Consider the following 14,667-nt stretch of genomic DNA (forward strand, 5'->3'; position numbering starts at 1 on the left):
CGACCGTTCCCCCGTAGAGAGGCTCTCCGTGTCCGAATCGCTCGACCTCGCCGCCTTCCCCGCCGACTTCACCTGGGGCACGGCCACCTCCGCCTACCAGATCGAGGGCGCCGTCACCGAGGACGGCCGGGCACCGTCGATCTGGGACACCTTCTCCCACACCCCGGGCAAAATCGACAACGACGACCACGGCGACGTGGCCTGCGACCACTACCACCGGTGGCCCGAGGACATCGCCCTGATGCAGCGGCTCGGCACCGACGCCTACCGCATGTCCATCGCCTGGCCCCGCGTGATGCCCGCCGGTGACGGACCGGTCAACGCGGCCGGCCTGGACTTCTACGACCGTCTCGTCGACGCCCTCCTCGACGCCGGCATCACCCCCAACATCACCCTCTACCACTGGGACCTGCCCCAGGCCCTCCAGGACCGCGGCGGCTGGACCGTACGCGACACCGCCGAACACCTCGCCGAGTACGCCTCCGTCGTCGCCGGCCGGCTCGGGGACCGCGTCACCCGCTGGGCCACCCTCAACGAACCGCTCTGCTCCGGCTGGATCGGCCACCTGGAGGGCCGCATGGCCCCCGGCCTGACCGACCTGACCGCCGCCGTGCACGCCTCCTACCACCTGCTGCTCGCCCACGGCCTGGCCACCCGCGCCGTCCGTGCGGCCGTGCCGGGGGCACGGGTCGGCCTCGTCACCAACCACTCCCCCGTCGAGGCCGCCTCGACCCGCCCCGAGGACATCGCGGCGGCCACCCGCATGGACGGCCACACCAACCGCTGGTGGCTCGACCCGGTCTACGGCCGCGGCTTCCCCGCCGACATGCGCGAGCTGTACGGCGTGGACCTGCCCGAGCGCCCCGGCGACCTGGACACCATCGCGGCGCCCCTCGACTGGCACGGCCTCAACTACTACTTCCCGGCGACCGTCACCGACGACCCCCGGGGCCCGGCCCCGTACGCCCGCGAGGTCCGGCTGCCCGACGTGCCGCGCACCGGCATGGACTGGCAGGTGGACGCCGGGGGCCTGGAGGCGCTGCTGCTGCGCCTGACCGACGACTACGGAGTGCGCGAGCTGTACGTCACCGAGAACGGATCGGCCTTCGCGGACACCGTCGCCGCCGACGGCACCGTGCACGACCCCGACCGGGCCCGCTACCTGGAGCAGCACGTGAACGCCTGCGCCCGTGCGGTCCGCAAGGGGGTGCCGCTGGCCGGGTACTACGCCTGGTCCCTGCTCGACAACTTCGAGTGGGCCTACGGCTACGACAAGCGCTTCGGCCTCGTCCACGTCGACTACGCGACCCAGACCCGCACCCTCAAGACCAGCGGCCTGCGCTACGCGGAGATCATCCGCGCCCACCGGGAGTCCCACGCCTGACCGCGCCGACACCACGCGCCCTGCCGCCGGCTGCCCCCGAGAGCGGGCCCGGCGGCAGGGCCCGTTGGCGCCCGACGCCGTCCGCCTCGCGTCCGTGCCCGCGACACGGCTTCAGTCCGCGCACCGAGGGTAACCGCGACAAGGTGGAACCGAGTCGGGAAAGGAACCAATCATGGACAAATCGTCGCTACGGGCCGTGGGGTGGGCACGATCGCTGCCGATGCAGAGCACTCCGAAGACGGCACGCGACTGGGCGCACAGACACCTCAAGACCCTCGACTGGGCGGCCGGCGCTCCCGACACCGTGGACGCCGTGCTGCTGACCGTGTCCGAACTGGTCACCAACGCGCACGTGCACGCGCGCTCCGGCGCCCAGCTGGTGATGACCTGGGACGGCCGCTGCCTGCACGTCGCCGTCCACGACGCCTCCAGCGCCCTGCCGAGAGCGCGTCCCCCGAGCGACGAACGCCTCGGCGGGCGCGGCATGTTCCTCGTCGACGCCCTGGCCGACAGCTGGGAGGCCCGCCCCTGCCCCGACGGCAAGACGGTCATCGCCTGCTTCCGCCCACCGGCCGTGGCCGCGGACACCCACACCGGCCTGGTCCAGTGAACTGCCCGTCCTGACCCACCCGTTCGCCACCACGCGTGCCGGTGATCTAGAGTCGCCCCGTTCTCTGGGGAGGGGATGACGCATGGTGCGTGGGGGGCGGTGGGCCGTTCTGTGTGCGGCCGCGGTGATGGTGCTGGCGGGGTGCGGACACCGGCCGGGGGACGCCCGGCCCGACTTCACGGGCCGGCAGGAGCTGCCCGAGAAGCTCGGTGAGGACGGTGTCACCATCCTGGTGGGTGAGCCGGACGCGGATCTGCGGGTTCAGCTGTACGAAGATCCCCGGTGCCCGTACTGCGCGACGTTCGAGACCACGGGTGGTGCGTCGGAGCTGGAGACCGCCATGCTCGAACGACGGGTGCGGACCGAGTACACCCTGGCGTCGTTCCTGGACGACCGCGTCGGCGGCAGCGGTTCCGAGAAGGCGGTCAACGCCTTGCGTGCCGCGCTGGACGAGGACAAGTTCGTCGAGTACCACAAGGTGCTCTTCGACCACCAGCCCGAGGAGAGTGTCGACGGGTACACCGACGCGTACCTGCTGGAACTCGCCGGCCGGGTGGACGGCCTGCGCGGGCCGGACTTCGACACGGCGGTGAAGAGCATGAAGTACCGCTCCTTCGTGGCCGCCTCGCAGAAGGCCTACGAGCGCGCCGGGGGCAAGGCGGAACCGACAGGACCGGGAACCCCCACCGCCGTCATCAACGGCAAGCGCATCCCCTCGGACTTCAACGGCGTGCTGTTCGACGGGAAGACGTTCGCCGGTCTGCTGCGGGCGATCCAGCAGGACCCCGACGAGTGGGACGCGACGGACCTGGACGCGATCCGGTTCGATGACGACCCGGATCGTTGAGCAGCCGGTTCGGTGGGACGGGACGACGATCGACGGGACTCACGGATGAGCCGCCGCAGGTGGGTCGCCGCGTGGGCGGTGCTGTGCGCGGCCGGTGTCGCCGCCACCGCCGCGCTGAACGCCTCGCCGGCACCGGATCCGCGGCCGGAGAAGCCCGTCAGCCGGGAGTGCGCCGAGTACATCGCGGACATCGAGGCGCGACTGGCCGAGGCGAAGCGGGAAGGCGAGGACGAGGGAGTGCTGGCCTTCTCACGCAGAAGGGCCGGCGCGGAGGCCTGTGACGACGAGATCCGCGACCACTTCGATGGCGGCCGGTGAACCACCGCCGAGCCCCGGCACGAGGCCCTCCTGGCCCCTCACGTCGTGCGGACGGCCGCCGATGAAGACGACCTCGGCCAGCCGTCCGGGCCTTCGGTCGGCGGCCGTCCAGGCCGGCGAGCAGGCGGCGGAATGCCCCACCACCATGAGGCTGCCGGGCACCGCGTCCACCGCGGTGAGCACCGCCTCGACCTGTGCCGCTTCGTCCGGCGACCGCACGGCGGTTACCGGCTGGGACGCGGGACGCCGACATGCGGCATTGCCGCGCTTTCCGTGTCGAGGGCGGGGACGGACACTCGCGGCGCGCCTCACCGACGCCGTGACCGACCCCGACCAGCCCTGACAGCGAGACCTCGAACGGCCGGCCCGGACGGCGGACAACTCCCCTGATCCGCGGGTCGGCTTGAAGCCGCCCACCCCGGGTCCTCCGTCCGCCGCACGTTCGCAACCCGGCGGTCTACACGTATTGGCATGCCCATGAAAGATTGGCGGAGCATTCCGCGTATCGCCGGCCGACGCCCGTCCGACCCGACCGCCCGCGAGGAGACGACACCGCATGCACCGACACCCGCGATCATGGAGACGCGCCTCAGTACTCGTCCTCGGTACGGCCTTCGCCGTGCTGTGCACGGGCACGGGCACGGGCACGACCGGACATCCCGCCGCCGCGGCTACGACCGCTCAGGACCACGTCGGCCGCTCCTTCGAGCGGGCCGGCGCGGAGTTCGACGTACCCCGCGACCTGCTCGTGGCGATCGGGTACGGCGAGAGCCGGCTCGACTCCCATGAGGGCCGGCCCAGTCACGCGAACGGGTACGGGGTGATGCACCTCGTCAGCAACCCCCGCTCGCACACCCTGGAGCGAGCCGCAAAACTGACGGGCGAGACACCCGCCGCGCTGCGGCACGACACCGCGGCCAACATCCGCGGCGCGGCCGCCGTCCTGCGCTCCTACGCCGACCGGCTCGGGCTCGACGCGGACGACCGCGACGACGCCGGCGCCTGGTACCAGGCGGTGGCCGAGTACGGCGGCAGCACGGACGAACGCACGGCCCGCCTCTACGCGGACGCCGCCTACGACTTCCTCGCGCGCGGCGTCCGCGCCACCACGAGCGCGGGCGAGGCCGTCACCCTGCGTCCGCGCGCCGTGCGCCCCGAACGCGGCCGTTACGCGGACGTGCCCGCCCTGGACGACGGGGGCTCCGCCGCCGCGGGCACGCTGAGCACCGACTATCCGCCCGCGTTGTGGGCGCCGGCGAACAGCGGGAACTACACCGTGGGCCGCACCTCGGCGATCTCCGCCGTCGTCGTCCATGTCACCCAGGGTTCGTACGCCGGGTCCATCAGCTGGTTCCAGAACCCGGACTCCAACGTCAGCGCGCACTACGTGATCCGCTCCTCCGACGGGCAGGTCACCCAGACGGTGCGCGACAAGGACACCGCCTACCACGCGCGGTCGGGCAACGCCTACAGCGTCGGCATCGAGCACGAAGGGTACGTCGACAACCCCGCCTGGTTCACCGACGCGATGTACCGGTCGTCCGCCGCCCTCACCCGGCACCTGGCCGACAAGTACGGCATCCCCAAGGACCGCGCGCACATCGTCGGGCACTCCGAGGTCCCCGACAACGACCACACCGACCCGGGGCCGAACTGGAACTGGTCCTACTACATGCAGCTCGTCGGTGGCAGCGGCGGCGGGAGCGCGAACCTCGACTTCCCCTCCTACGACACGCTCCGCAGCGGATCGACCGGTCCTCAGGTCACCGCCGCGCAGACCCTGCTCAACGCGCTCGGATACGCGGCGGGCACCGCGGACGGTGTGTTCGGTACGAGGACGGTGAGCGCCGTGAAGGCCTTCCAGAGCGCCCGCGGCCTGTCGGCCGACGGGATCATCGGCCGTCAGACCTGGACGGCGCTGCTCTCGGCCGGCACGAGACCCGTCCTGCGCGAGGGCTCCTCGGGCGCCGACGTGAAGCGGCTCCAGCGATCGCTGACGGCCGCGCTGGGCCGGACCGTGGGCATCGACGGCAGCTTCGGCCCCGGCACCGCCCAGGCGGTCCGGGACTACCAGAGCAGCCGGGCCCTGACGGCGGACGGCATCGTGGGCGCGGCGACCTGGACGGCCCTGCAGAGCGGGCGGTGACATGAGCGCGCGGGCCCGGGATTCTTCGGCCGTCTCCTTTTACTCGCGCAGCTCGGTCGCGAGTGTGTCAATATCTGCACCCGCGGGCAGAGATTTCAGCAGAACAGGCTGACAGATTGTTTGCCGCAAAGAGCGGGGTGGGGTTCTTCACCGCCCGCCGGGCGCCGCGGCGTGCTACTGTCGATCTCAGTTGCAGTTGTGGTTCCCGAAAAATTTCCGGTCTTTTTCCGGACGGGGTGATCATCGCGGCGACACGGTGTCCGCACAGTGCGGGCACCGATGCACTGCCCCAAAGGAGAAATGACATGGCTGCTGGTACCGTGAAGTGGTTCAACGCGGAAAAGGGCTTCGGCTTCATCGAGCAGGACGGTGGCGGCCCCGACGTGTTCGCCCACTACTCGAACATCGCCGCCCAGGGCTTCCGCGAGCTGCTGGAGGGCCAGAAGGTGAACTTCGACATCGCGCAGGGCCAGAAGGGCCCGACGGCCGAGAACATCGTTCTCGCCTGACGCCGACTGTCACGTACTTGTAGCTGGGGCCCGCATCCTTCGGGGTGCGGGCCCCAGCTGCACGCGTTTCCCGCAGTGGTTTCGCCTGCGGACGACGACCAGGAAATCCGTGGGCTCACCGCACCCGGATCATCCTTCGCGGTGGATTCTTTCGCATAGCGACTCCACACCGCGCCATCCATTTCAGCGTTCTGCGCCCGCGCTATTTCCGCAGGGCAGATCCGCTGTCGCGCTCCACCGGCCTATTCTTGCAATCTCCGCGTCGCTCTCGCTGCGGGAATTCCTTGATATGTGCCGCATCGAGGAAGGCCCCGCATGAACCGCACACGCACGAACGACCGCTTCCCCCGCAGCCGCAACGGCGGTGCCGACTCCCACAGGGGCGGCAGCCGTTTCGGCTCGTCGGCCCCGAGCCGGTCGGCCGGTTCGAGCCGCTCCGGAGGGTACGGCGGTCAAGGCCGCCGGTCCGCCGCGCCCCAGGGGGAGTTCGCCCTCCCCCGGACGATCACCCCCGCGCTTCCCGCCGTCGAGGGCTTCGCCGATCTCGACATGCCCGGTGAACTGCTGGCCGCGCTCGGCTCGGCCGGTGTCACCGCGCCGTTCCCGATCCAGGCCGCGACCCTGCCGAATGCCCTCGCCGGCCGCGACGTCCTCGGCCGCGGCCGCACCGGCTCCGGCAAGACGCTCGCCTTCGGCCTGGCCCTGCTCGCCCGCACGGCGGGCCAGCGCGCCGAGGCAGGGCAGCCGCTCGGACTGATCCTCGTACCGACGCGGGAGCTGGCCCAGCAGGTCACCGACGCGCTCACTCCGTACGCCCGCTCCGTGAAGCTGCGGCTGGCCACCGTCGTGGGCGGCATGTCGATCGGCAGGCAGGCGCACGCGCTCCGGGGCGGCGCCGAGGTCGTCGTCGCCACCCCGGGGCGTCTCAAGGACCTCATCGACCGCGGCCACTGCCGGTTGAACCAGGTCTCCATCACCGTCCTCGACGAGGCCGACCAGATGGCCGACATGGGGTTCATGCCGCAGGTCACCGCCCTGCTCGACCAGGTCCGCCCCGAGGGCCAGCGCATGCTGTTCTCCGCCACCCTCGACCGCAACGTCGACCTGCTCGTGCGCCGCTACCTGACCGACCCGGTGGTGCACTCCGTCGATCCCTCGGCCGGCGCCGTCACCACGATGGAGCACCACGTGCTCCACGTCCACGTCGCCGACAAGCACGCGGCCACCACCGAGATCGCCGCCCGCGACGGCCGCGTGATCATGTTCCTCGACACCAAGCACGCCGTCGACCGGCTGACCCAGGACCTGCTCAGCAGCGGCGTGCGGGCCGCCGCCCTGCACGGCGGCAAGTCCCAGCCGCAGCGCACCCGCACCCTGGCGCAGTTCAAGACCGGACACGTCACCGTGCTGGTGGCGACCAACGTCGCGGCCCGCGGCATCCACGTCGACAACCTCGACCTCGTCGTCAACGTCGACCCGCCGACCGACCACAAGGACTACCTCCACCGCGGCGGCCGCACGGCCCGTGCCGGTGAGTCCGGCAGCGTCGTCACGCTCGTCACACCGAGCCAGCGGCGCGGCATGGTCCGGCTCATGTCGGACGCCGGGATCCGGCCGCAGACCACCCAGGTCCGCGCCGGCGACGAGGCCCTCAACCGGATCACGGGAGCCCAGGCCCCGTCCGGCATCCCGGTCGTCATCACCGCGCCGGTGACCGAACGCCCCAAGAAGCGCGGCTCCGCCTCCCGCGGTCGGCGCCGCCCCTCCTCGGCTCCCCGGCGTTCCTCCGCATCGCAGTCCCCCGCCGGTGCGGCCGCGTAACACGGTCTTGGTCAGGAATTCGTCCCGTCTTCCCAGGAGGCACCCTTTGGCAGTGGTCCAGTTGCAGACTCGCTCCGTGAGCGCGCGCCCCGCGCACAGCACGATGGCCGGCGCCACGGACGCGGCCGCGCCGCACGTCTGGTACGACATGACCGTCGAGGTCGCGCTGTCCGTCATGGTTGCCGCACGCGCGGAGCAGCTGGTCGTCCGCGACGAGGACGGGCTGGACGTCGGTGTGGTCACCCGGGCCCGGCTCACCGCGGTGCGGGACGGCTATGGATACACCGACCGGCTCCGCCTGGGTGACAGCGGCGACGGCGGCGAGCCGTTCGTCTCACCCTCGGCCACGAGGGCCGAAGCCGGGGGCGCCATGTCCTTCGGGCGGCGGCTCGGGCCCGTACCCGTGGTCGGCGAACACAGCAGCTCCCCGGGCGTCCTCGCGCTCTCCCGCTGAACCGCCGGACGGCGGTCGGTCCCGTTTCTCCTCCTGCCTGTGAGGCACCATGCGCTGTGTCATCGCCCGCTTCCCGTTCGACCTGACCAAGAGCGGCGTGCTGGAATCGATGAAGGGCGTCAAGCCCGAACCGGTCACCGGTGAGTCCGTGATCATCGGACGACGCCACTACCCCGTCAAGCAGGTCGGCCAGGTCATCACCCGTCAGGACCGCCGTGATTTCAGCGCGGGAGAGGTCCTGAGGGCCATGGCCCGGCTCGGCTTCACCTGCCGCACCGGGCCCGAGACCGCACCCGCCCCCGTCGGCGGTCCGCTGCAGCGGGCTTCGGCGCTGCTCGGCTCCCCCCTGTCCGTCTGACCGACGCGACAGGCGTGCGCTGACATCAGAGCGACCGCAGGGCCCGACCGGCACACGCCGGCCGGGCCCTCACCGCATGCCGCGCGGGCGTGTCAGCGGCGGTGAACGCTGACCGCGTAGCCGCCACCGTCGTACGGATCGGCGTCCCACGTGGCGAAGCGATCGGCGAGGGTGAGGCCGACGGCACCGCAATACGTGTCGTACTCCCGCAGGGTCAGGCTGGGCGCCACGGGAAGATGGGCTCGGTCCAGGCCGAAGCCGGCGACGAGGAGACCGCCCGGGCGCAGGGCACGGGCCAGCCGGGCGACGACCGCGGCCTCGGTGCCCTGGGCCAGCAGGGGGAAGATGTTGCCCGCGGCGACGACGAGGTCGAAGCCGGTGGTGATGCCCGCGGTCTCCGGTTCGAAGTCCGCCAGGTCGGCCTGCAGCCAGGTCAGGTCCGGCGCGTTGCGACGGGCCACGGCCAGCATGGAAGCGTCACGGTCCACGCCTACGCCGTCGTACCCGAGCTGGGCGAGCCGGATCAGGACCCGGCCGGTGCCGCACCCGGCGTCCAGCACCCGCGCCCCTGGGGGCACCAGCGTGGCGCACAGTCGCGCCTCGCCGTGTACGTCTTCTCCCCGTTCGGCGAGTTCGGCGAACCGCGCGGCGTACTGCTCACCGGACACACCACCGGTCAACTCTTCCCATCGGCTCATGGCGGCAAGCATAGGCACCCCTCCGCCGGGGGCGCCGCGGCGACCTCAGCGGCCCAGGCAGACCACGGCGACACATGCCGTGGTTCCCAGGGCCGCGCCCGCGAGCACCTGGCCGAGCGAGTGGGCGCGTAGACGCAGCCTGGACCAGCCGATGGCCGCCACGAGCGGGTACAGCAGGACCCAGGCGGGCCCCAGTTCCAGGGTGAGGAGGGTGACGCCGGCGGCTGCCGCACCGGTGTGCAGGGAGACGTTGGTGACCCAGGTGGACACCAGCAGGAGTGCGGCAAGCAGCGGGGCGGTGGTCCCCACCGCCAGGAGCGGCGCCGGGGCCCCCAGGCGTCGGCACGTCATCCATACGGCCGCCGCGGCGAGGAGGGTCGCGGCCAGCAGCATCAGGCGTGGTCCGCGCTCCGAGGGAACGTGCGTGGGCCACCACCCCAGGCGGGTACCGGCGAACGCGACGGCCGTACACAGCAGGACCCAGGAACCGCAGCCGTACAGCCCCCACAGAAGACCGTCGTAGGAGGGCCATGTGGTGCGCCAGCCGACCGCGCAGCCCGCCACGACCGGCATGACGGGAGGGGAGAAGTACGTGCTCAGCCGCCTCGCCAGATGCGCCCGGCCGCCCGTGATGATCATCGTCATGACGGGTGAACGAGACAACCGCGCCGAAGTACACGTCGCCCGCCGTGTCCGTGCGACGTCCGCTCCCGTTGGTCCGGGCAGACGTGGTGCGTGCGGTGGGCGGCGAGGGGCAGGACCAGATGGGATCGGACACGCGGCTGCGGCTGGCGGCCGTGTACAAGGCATACGGCAGACGGACGGTGCTGCGAGGCGCCGATCTGGCCGTCTCCGCCGGCACGCTCGTCGGCGTGGTCGGTGAGAACGGCTCGGGCAAGAGCACGCTGCTGCGTATCGCGGTGGGGCAACTGGTCCCGGACCGGGGCACTGTGCGGCGGTTCAGCGCGCTGGGGTACTGCCCGCAGCAGGCGGTGGTCGACGACACCCTCACGGTCGCCCAGCATCTGCGGCTGTTCCAGGTCGCCTACCGGCTGCCGCGGCTGGACCACGCCTGGGAGACGGTGGACCTGCTCGGCTTCGGCGCCGAACGCCGCACCCGTGCGGGAGAGCTGAGCGGCGGCACCCGGCAGAAGCTGAACCTGACCTTGGCTCTGATGCACGATCCGCCGCTGCTGGTGCTCGACGAGCCGTACCAGGGCTTCGACTGGGACACACACCAGCGTTTCTGGCAGCTGGCCGGTCGTCTGCGCGACCGAGGGCGTTCGGTGGTGGTGGTGTCGCACCTGCTGCACGACCTGGAGCACTTCGACTCCGTCCATCATCTGCGGGACGGCCGCCTGTACCAGGACGGGGTGCGGCGATGAGGCACCAGTGGACGGCGTTCACAGTGGCTCTCGGCTTCACGCTGACCGGTCACCTGCGCAACCGCCTCGCGATGAGCATGATCGCCTTCTTCATCCCGACCTGGATCTACCTGGTCCGGGCCACCGCTCTGAACAAGGACATCACCTTCAGCAGCGCCACCATCGGCGTCGATGTGATCGCGTCGATGAACCGCACCATCCAGGTCTCCAGTGCCCTGCACGCCGTTACGGTGATCGCCGGCTTCATGATGTTCATGGCCACCTTCAACGCCCGGGACATCGACCTGCGCCTGGTCCTGGCCGGCTACCCCCGGCTGCAGCTGCTGGCCGCGAAAATGGTCGCGCTCCTGGTCATCACGGCACTGCTCACCTGCTACACCCTGGCCCTGCTGCGGCTGTCCTGGCCACTGGCCCAGCCGACGGCCGTGGCCGCCGCCCTGGCGGCGGCGATCATGGCCTACGGAGGTCTCGGCATCATGGCCGGCTCCTTGCTGCGCACGGAACTGGAGGGGTTCTTCGTCGTGGTGATGGCCACGCTGATCGACGTCGGCATGCAGAGCCCGGTCTCCAACCCGGCCGGAGACCAGGCATGGCTGGGCGCCCTGCCCCTGTACGGGCCGGCCCAAGCGGCCCTGGCCGCCTCGTTCACGCAGGCCGGCACCCTCTCCTGCGCGGCCCGTGCCCTCCCCTGGTTCGCGGCGACCAGCCTTCTCGCCCTGCTCATCTTCTGCGTACGCACCCGGCATTACGGTCAGCCCCTCACCACCTCCCCGTCAGGCACCCTGCATCTGCGAACCGATCCGAGGCACACACGGCAGGACCGGACCCGATGACAGGGCGCGCCCGCACGACCGGAGGCGATGGCGCCGGCATCCCCGGACCGTGGCGACGCCTGCGGGCAAGCCGGGCGGCCTCGTGGACGCCCGCGCACCTGGCCGACCTGACCGGACGGACGGTGGTGGTGACGGGCTCCTCCCGCGGCATCGGCGCGGCAGCAGCCGTACATCTGGCGCGGCACGGGGCGCACGTGATCATCCTGTGCCCGTCCGCCTCGCAGGGGCGCGCGTCGGCCGAGGCGGTACGGCGCCGCGTCACGGCGGCGCGGGTGGAGAGCGTCACGTGCGACCTGGCTCGTCCTGACCAGGTCCGCGAGGCCGCCGGGGAGATCACGCGGCTCGTGGGAGGGCGGCTGGACGTGCTGATCAACAACGCCGGTGTGGCGGCGCTGCCGTACACCCGTTCCCCGGCCGGCTTCGAGATGCACTTCGCCGTGAACCACCTCGGTCACTTCGCCCTGACCGGGCACCTGCTGCCCGCTCTGCTGAGCGCTCCGCGGCCCCGGGTGGTGAACGTGACCTCGGTCCTGCACTGGCTGGGCCGGTGCCGCACCGACCGGCCGCATCTGCCCCGGCGCTACCACCGGTGGCCGGCCTACTTCGACTCCAAGCTGGCGAACCTGCTGTTCACGCACGGACTGACGGTGTGGGCGCAGGCTCGTGGCGTGCCCCTGCGTGCGGTCGCGGCCCATCCCGGCCTGGTCGACACCACCTTGGGCTCCCGCGCCCTGTACGCCGACGGTCGCCGCCTCGAGGCGCGGCTGCTGCGGTGGGGGCAGTCACGATGGCACTCGCCGTCCCAGGCGGCCTGGTCCCTTGTGCGGGCCGCCGGCGACCCCCATGTCGCCGGTGGCGAGTTCTTCGGCCCGGGAGGCCGCTGGGAGTGGTCCGGCGCCCCGGTACGGGTACGGGCCGCACGGCGTGCCCGCGACGACCGTGCCGCCGAGCGGCTGTGGCAGTTGTCCCAACGCCTGACCGGGCACCCCTTCCCCGCATCACCGGGGTGGCCGGGGCGGGGCGGGGAACCGTCGTGACGGCGCCGCAGTGGGACACCGAGCAGGTCACCGGTCGCCGGCAGCGGTTGCTGCGCGCGGTGGGGAACAGCTGGCTCCTGCGCCGCTGCGGCCCGTACCTGCTGCCGCCTCTGGACCGGCGGTTCCACCGGTGGACCGGAGGCCGCTGGATGCCCAGCCGCCTGCTGGTCCCCGTCCTGATCCTCCATACCACCCGCCGTGACGGCACCCCCTGTGCCACACCGCTCCTGGCCGGCCGGATCACGCGGGACACCTTCATCGTCATGGCCACCAACTTCGGGCGGCCCCGGCACCCCGCCTGGTCCCACCACCTGCTGCGCGAACCCCACGCCACGGTCGACTGGCACGGCACGCTCCTGCCGGTCCGGGCACGTCTGCTGACTCCCCGGGAACGGCGAGCGGCCCGGGACCTCATCCTCGCCCGGATGCCCTGCTTCGACGACTATGCCCACCGCAGCCGACGGGACATCCGGGTCTTCGCCCTCACGCTGGACGGCCGGCGACCACCGGAGCGGTCCTCGTCGTGACCACCGGGCGGCTCACGCACCCGCCGCCCGACGTGCTGGAGGTACCGCGACCGCGAGCGTGCGGGTACGGGACGTCTCGGCGGTGGCTTCGGGTCAGGGGCACGCCCCGTCCGCCACCGTGTAGTAGCCGGCGGGCGACTCCTTCAGCGTATGGATGACGAAGGTGTTGTACAGCCCCATGTTCTGGCGCGAACCCACGGCGTAGGTGTAGCCGCCGCTGGTCGTGGCCCGGCCCGCTTGCGTGTGGGCGTAGTTGCTGGCGGTCCAGCAGGTGGCCGTACCGCCGGTGGTCCTGGCCGTGACCGCGCCGGAGAGCTGCCCGGTCCTTCCGTCGGCGTCCCGTGCGGCCACCGTGTAGGTGTGCGTCGATCCCGCGGTGAGCCCGGTGTCGGTGTACGCCGCCGTGTCGGACGTGGCGATCCGGGTGCCGTCGCGGTGGACGGCGTAGTCGGCGGCGCCGTCGACCGGGTTCCAGCTCAGGGTGACGGTGGTGTCGGTGGCGCTGGTGGCGGCCAGGCCCGTCGGAGCGGGCAGCGTGCCGGGCTGGGGCTCGGAGTCCTCCAGGCCGAAGAACCGCGTGATCCACAGACTGGAGCAGACCGAGTCCAGGAAGTAGGCGGCGCCGGTGCCGCCGCACTGTTCGGCGCCACTGCCCGGATCGACCGGAGTCCCGTGCCCGATGGCCGGGACGCGGTTCACCTCGACGGCGACCGACCCGTCCCCGGCGTGGTACTCCTCGTGCCGGGTGGAGTTCGGGCCGATGACCGACGTGCGGCTCGGGGTCTGGGACAGGCCGTGCAGCGCGGTCCACTGGTCGCGCAGTTCGTCGGCGTTGCGGGGGACGACGGTGGTGTCGCGGTCGCCGTGCCAGACGGCCACGCGCGGCCACGGGCCGGACCACGCGGGGTGCGCGTCGCGGACCCGCGTCGCCCACTGGGCCGGGGTGAGGTCGGTTCCGGGGCTCATACACGTGTAGGCACTGCCGACGTCGGCGGCGCAGCCGTAGGGCAGTCCGGCGACGACCGCGCCGGCCTGGAAGACGTCCGGGTAGGCCGCGAGCATCACCGAGGTCATGGCGCCGCCGGCGGACAGACCGGTGACGTAGGTCCGCCCGGCGTCCGCTCCATAGGCCGAGACGGTGTGCGCGGCCATCTGGCGGATGGACGCGGCCTCGCCCTGGCCTCTGCGGTTGTCGGTGCTCTGGAACCAGTTGAAACACTTGTTGAGGTTGTTCGAGGAGGTGGTCTCCGCGAACACCACCAGGAAGCCGTGCCGGTCGGCGAGTTCCGGCAGCCCGGAGTTGTCCGCGTAGCCCTGGGCGTTCTGGGTGCAACCGTGCAGCGCGAACACGACCGCCGGGTTCGCGGGCAGCGACGTGGGGCGGTAGACGTACATGTTCAACTGGCCCGGGTTGGCGCCGAAACCCGTGACCCTGGTCAGTCCGACCGCCGCGTGGGCGGCGGGTGCCGGGCCGAGCAGGGCCGCTGCGAGTACGAGGGCCACGAGGGCCACCAGCCGGGACGGCAGCGCACGCCGGGCGCGTCGTGCCCGGCGTGGAGGGGGACCGGCGGGCGGCGGCCCGGACATGACGGGAGAGACACGGGTGACGGGGGTCGGCGGGACACCGGCTCCTCGTGATGGCGGCGGCTGCATGGCGGCTCCTTCGGCGCTCGGGGGGCACCGGGCCGCTTCGCCGGCGTGACACGGGGGAAGCGGCCAGGTGACCGGCACCGTAGGGGT

At 72.0% G+C, this 14,667-nt stretch carries 16 protein-coding genes and 1 pseudogene; 13 read left to right on the forward strand and 4 right to left on the reverse strand.

What is annotated here, in order from left to right; genetic code table 11:
* Positions 1 to 28: 28 nt before the first annotated feature.
* The 4 genes from ACFIF2_RS00600 to ACFIF2_RS00615 all read left to right on the forward strand — a co-directional run bounded on the left by ACFIF2_RS00600 (position 29) and on the right by ACFIF2_RS00615 (position 3,159).
* The gene (locus ACFIF2_RS00600; RefSeq protein ID WP_395570415.1) at positions 29 to 1,384 is read left to right on the forward strand and encodes a GH1 family beta-glucosidase; all 1,356 of its coding nucleotides are present in this window, start codon (positions 29 to 31) and stop codon (positions 1,382 to 1,384) included.
* Positions 1,385 to 1,556: 172 nt separating this feature from the next.
* Positions 1,557 to 1,994, forward strand: coding sequence for an ATP-binding protein (locus ACFIF2_RS00605; RefSeq protein WP_395570416.1), 438 nt, complete (start codon positions 1,557 to 1,559; stop codon positions 1,992 to 1,994).
* Between the two features lie 82 nt (positions 1,995 to 2,076).
* Complete coding sequence (locus ACFIF2_RS00610; RefSeq protein ID WP_395570417.1) at positions 2,077 to 2,841, forward strand: DsbA family protein; 765 nt, start codon at positions 2,077 to 2,079, stop codon at positions 2,839 to 2,841.
* A 45-nt stretch (positions 2,842 to 2,886) separates the two neighbouring features.
* The gene (locus ACFIF2_RS00615) at positions 2,887 to 3,159 is read left to right on the forward strand and encodes a hypothetical protein (protein WP_395570418.1); all 273 of its coding nucleotides are present in this window, start codon (positions 2,887 to 2,889) and stop codon (positions 3,157 to 3,159) included.
* 48 nt (positions 3,160 to 3,207) lie between these two features.
* On the opposite strand, the pseudogene ACFIF2_RS00620 reads toward ACFIF2_RS00615, so the two are convergent.
* Positions 3,208 to 3,354 (reverse strand): annotated as a pseudogene (locus tag ACFIF2_RS00620) (alpha/beta hydrolase); the annotation flags it as partial.
* A gap of 361 nt (positions 3,355 to 3,715) precedes the next feature.
* Between ACFIF2_RS00620 and ACFIF2_RS00625 the strand changes: the two are divergent.
* The 5 genes from ACFIF2_RS00625 (at position 3,716) to ACFIF2_RS00645 (ending at position 8,447) form a co-directional block, all read left to right on the forward strand.
* Positions 3,716 to 5,305, forward strand: coding sequence for a peptidoglycan-binding protein (locus ACFIF2_RS00625; RefSeq protein WP_395570419.1), 1,590 nt, complete (start codon positions 3,716 to 3,718; stop codon positions 5,303 to 5,305).
* A 305-nt stretch (positions 5,306 to 5,610) separates the two neighbouring features.
* Positions 5,611 to 5,814 (forward strand): cold-shock protein, encoded by a 204-nt coding sequence (locus ACFIF2_RS00630; RefSeq protein ID WP_067022479.1) that lies wholly within the window; start codon positions 5,611 to 5,613, stop codon positions 5,812 to 5,814.
* Positions 5,815 to 6,129: 315 nt separating this feature from the next.
* Positions 6,130 to 7,635, forward strand: coding sequence for a DEAD/DEAH box helicase (locus ACFIF2_RS00635; protein WP_395570420.1), 1,506 nt, complete (start codon positions 6,130 to 6,132; stop codon positions 7,633 to 7,635).
* Between the two features lie 46 nt (positions 7,636 to 7,681).
* Positions 7,682 to 8,089: a CBS domain-containing protein gene (locus ACFIF2_RS00640; protein ID WP_395570421.1), complete on the forward strand. Its 408-nt coding sequence runs from the start codon at positions 7,682 to 7,684 to the stop codon at positions 8,087 to 8,089.
* A 49-nt stretch (positions 8,090 to 8,138) separates the two neighbouring features.
* Positions 8,139 to 8,447, forward strand: a complete 309-nt coding sequence (locus tag ACFIF2_RS00645) for an SCO5918 family protein (RefSeq protein WP_395570422.1) — start codon at positions 8,139 to 8,141, stop codon at positions 8,445 to 8,447.
* Between the two features lie 92 nt (positions 8,448 to 8,539).
* Here ACFIF2_RS00645 and ACFIF2_RS00650 read toward each other — a convergent pair whose 3' ends face one another.
* Positions 8,540 to 9,145: a class I SAM-dependent methyltransferase gene (locus ACFIF2_RS00650; protein ID WP_395570423.1), complete on the reverse strand. Its 606-nt coding sequence runs from the start codon at positions 9,143 to 9,145 to the stop codon at positions 8,540 to 8,542.
* Positions 9,146 to 9,190: 45 nt separating this feature from the next.
* The gene (locus ACFIF2_RS00655; RefSeq protein WP_395570424.1) at positions 9,191 to 9,790 is read right to left on the reverse strand and encodes a phosphatase PAP2 family protein; all 600 of its coding nucleotides are present in this window, start codon (positions 9,788 to 9,790) and stop codon (positions 9,191 to 9,193) included.
* Between the two features lie 119 nt (positions 9,791 to 9,909).
* Here ACFIF2_RS00655 and ACFIF2_RS00660 point away from each other — a divergent pair, with 119 nt between their 5' ends.
* From ACFIF2_RS00660 to ACFIF2_RS00675, 4 genes are read left to right on the forward strand one after another with little or no spacing between them, the layout of a single operon-like run.
* The gene (locus tag ACFIF2_RS00660) at positions 9,910 to 10,530 is read left to right on the forward strand and encodes an ATP-binding cassette domain-containing protein (protein WP_395570425.1); all 621 of its coding nucleotides are present in this window, start codon (positions 9,910 to 9,912) and stop codon (positions 10,528 to 10,530) included.
* Positions 10,527 to 11,363 (forward strand): hypothetical protein, encoded by an 837-nt coding sequence (locus ACFIF2_RS00665; RefSeq protein WP_395570426.1) that lies wholly within the window; start codon positions 10,527 to 10,529, stop codon positions 11,361 to 11,363. The genes ACFIF2_RS00660 and ACFIF2_RS00665 overlap by 4 nt, the downstream gene beginning before the upstream one ends.
* Complete coding sequence (locus tag ACFIF2_RS00670) at positions 11,360 to 12,400, forward strand: SDR family NAD(P)-dependent oxidoreductase (RefSeq protein ID WP_395570427.1); 1,041 nt, start codon at positions 11,360 to 11,362, stop codon at positions 12,398 to 12,400. Before ACFIF2_RS00665 ends, ACFIF2_RS00670 begins: the two co-directional genes overlap by 4 nt.
* Positions 12,397 to 12,927, forward strand: a complete 531-nt coding sequence (locus tag ACFIF2_RS00675) for a nitroreductase/quinone reductase family protein (RefSeq protein ID WP_395570428.1) — start codon at positions 12,397 to 12,399, stop codon at positions 12,925 to 12,927. Before ACFIF2_RS00670 ends, ACFIF2_RS00675 begins: the two co-directional genes overlap by 4 nt.
* A gap of 93 nt (positions 12,928 to 13,020) precedes the next feature.
* On the opposite strand, the gene ACFIF2_RS00680 is transcribed toward ACFIF2_RS00675, so the two are convergent.
* Positions 13,021 to 14,514: a PHB depolymerase family esterase gene (locus ACFIF2_RS00680; protein WP_395570429.1), complete on the reverse strand. Its 1,494-nt coding sequence runs from the start codon at positions 14,512 to 14,514 to the stop codon at positions 13,021 to 13,023.
* Between the last annotated feature and the right edge of the window lie 153 nt (positions 14,515 to 14,667).

The sequence above is a fragment of the Streptomyces sp. BK79 genome (genome assembly GCF_044142145.1).
Taxonomy (GTDB): domain Bacteria; phylum Actinomycetota; class Actinomycetes; order Streptomycetales; family Streptomycetaceae; genus Streptomyces.

Bases quoted from the DNA above. Each gene is read 5' to 3' on its own strand.
- ACFIF2_RS00605 (WP_395570416.1), top strand. From the start codon at position 1,557: ATGGACAAATCGTCGCTACGGGCCGTGGGGTGGGCACGATCGCTGCCG.
- ACFIF2_RS00610 (WP_395570417.1), top strand. From the start codon at position 2,077: ATGGTGCGTGGGGGGCGGTGGGCCGTTCTGTGTGCGGCCGCGGTGATG.
- ACFIF2_RS00615 (WP_395570418.1), top strand. From the start codon at position 2,887: ATGAGCCGCCGCAGGTGGGTCGCCGCGTGGGCGGTGCTGTGCGCGGCC.
- ACFIF2_RS00625 (WP_395570419.1), top strand. From the start codon at position 3,716: ATGCACCGACACCCGCGATCATGGAGACGCGCCTCAGTACTCGTCCTC.
- ACFIF2_RS00630 (WP_067022479.1), top strand. From the start codon at position 5,611: ATGGCTGCTGGTACCGTGAAGTGGTTCAACGCGGAAAAGGGCTTCGGC.
- ACFIF2_RS00635 (WP_395570420.1), top strand. From the start codon at position 6,130: ATGAACCGCACACGCACGAACGACCGCTTCCCCCGCAGCCGCAACGGC.
- ACFIF2_RS00645 (WP_395570422.1), top strand. From the start codon at position 8,139: ATGCGCTGTGTCATCGCCCGCTTCCCGTTCGACCTGACCAAGAGCGGC.
- ACFIF2_RS00650 (WP_395570423.1), bottom strand. From the start codon at position 9,145: ATGAGCCGATGGGAAGAGTTGACCGGTGGTGTGTCCGGTGAGCAGTAC.
- ACFIF2_RS00655 (WP_395570424.1), bottom strand. From the start codon at position 9,790: ATGACGATGATCATCACGGGCGGCCGGGCGCATCTGGCGAGGCGGCTG.
- ACFIF2_RS00660 (WP_395570425.1), top strand. From the start codon at position 9,910: ATGGGATCGGACACGCGGCTGCGGCTGGCGGCCGTGTACAAGGCATAC.
- ACFIF2_RS00665 (WP_395570426.1), top strand. From the start codon at position 10,527: ATGAGGCACCAGTGGACGGCGTTCACAGTGGCTCTCGGCTTCACGCTG.
- ACFIF2_RS00670 (WP_395570427.1), top strand. From the start codon at position 11,360: ATGACAGGGCGCGCCCGCACGACCGGAGGCGATGGCGCCGGCATCCCC.
- ACFIF2_RS00680 (WP_395570429.1), bottom strand. From the start codon at position 14,514: ATGTCCGGGCCGCCGCCCGCCGGTCCCCCTCCACGCCGGGCACGACGC.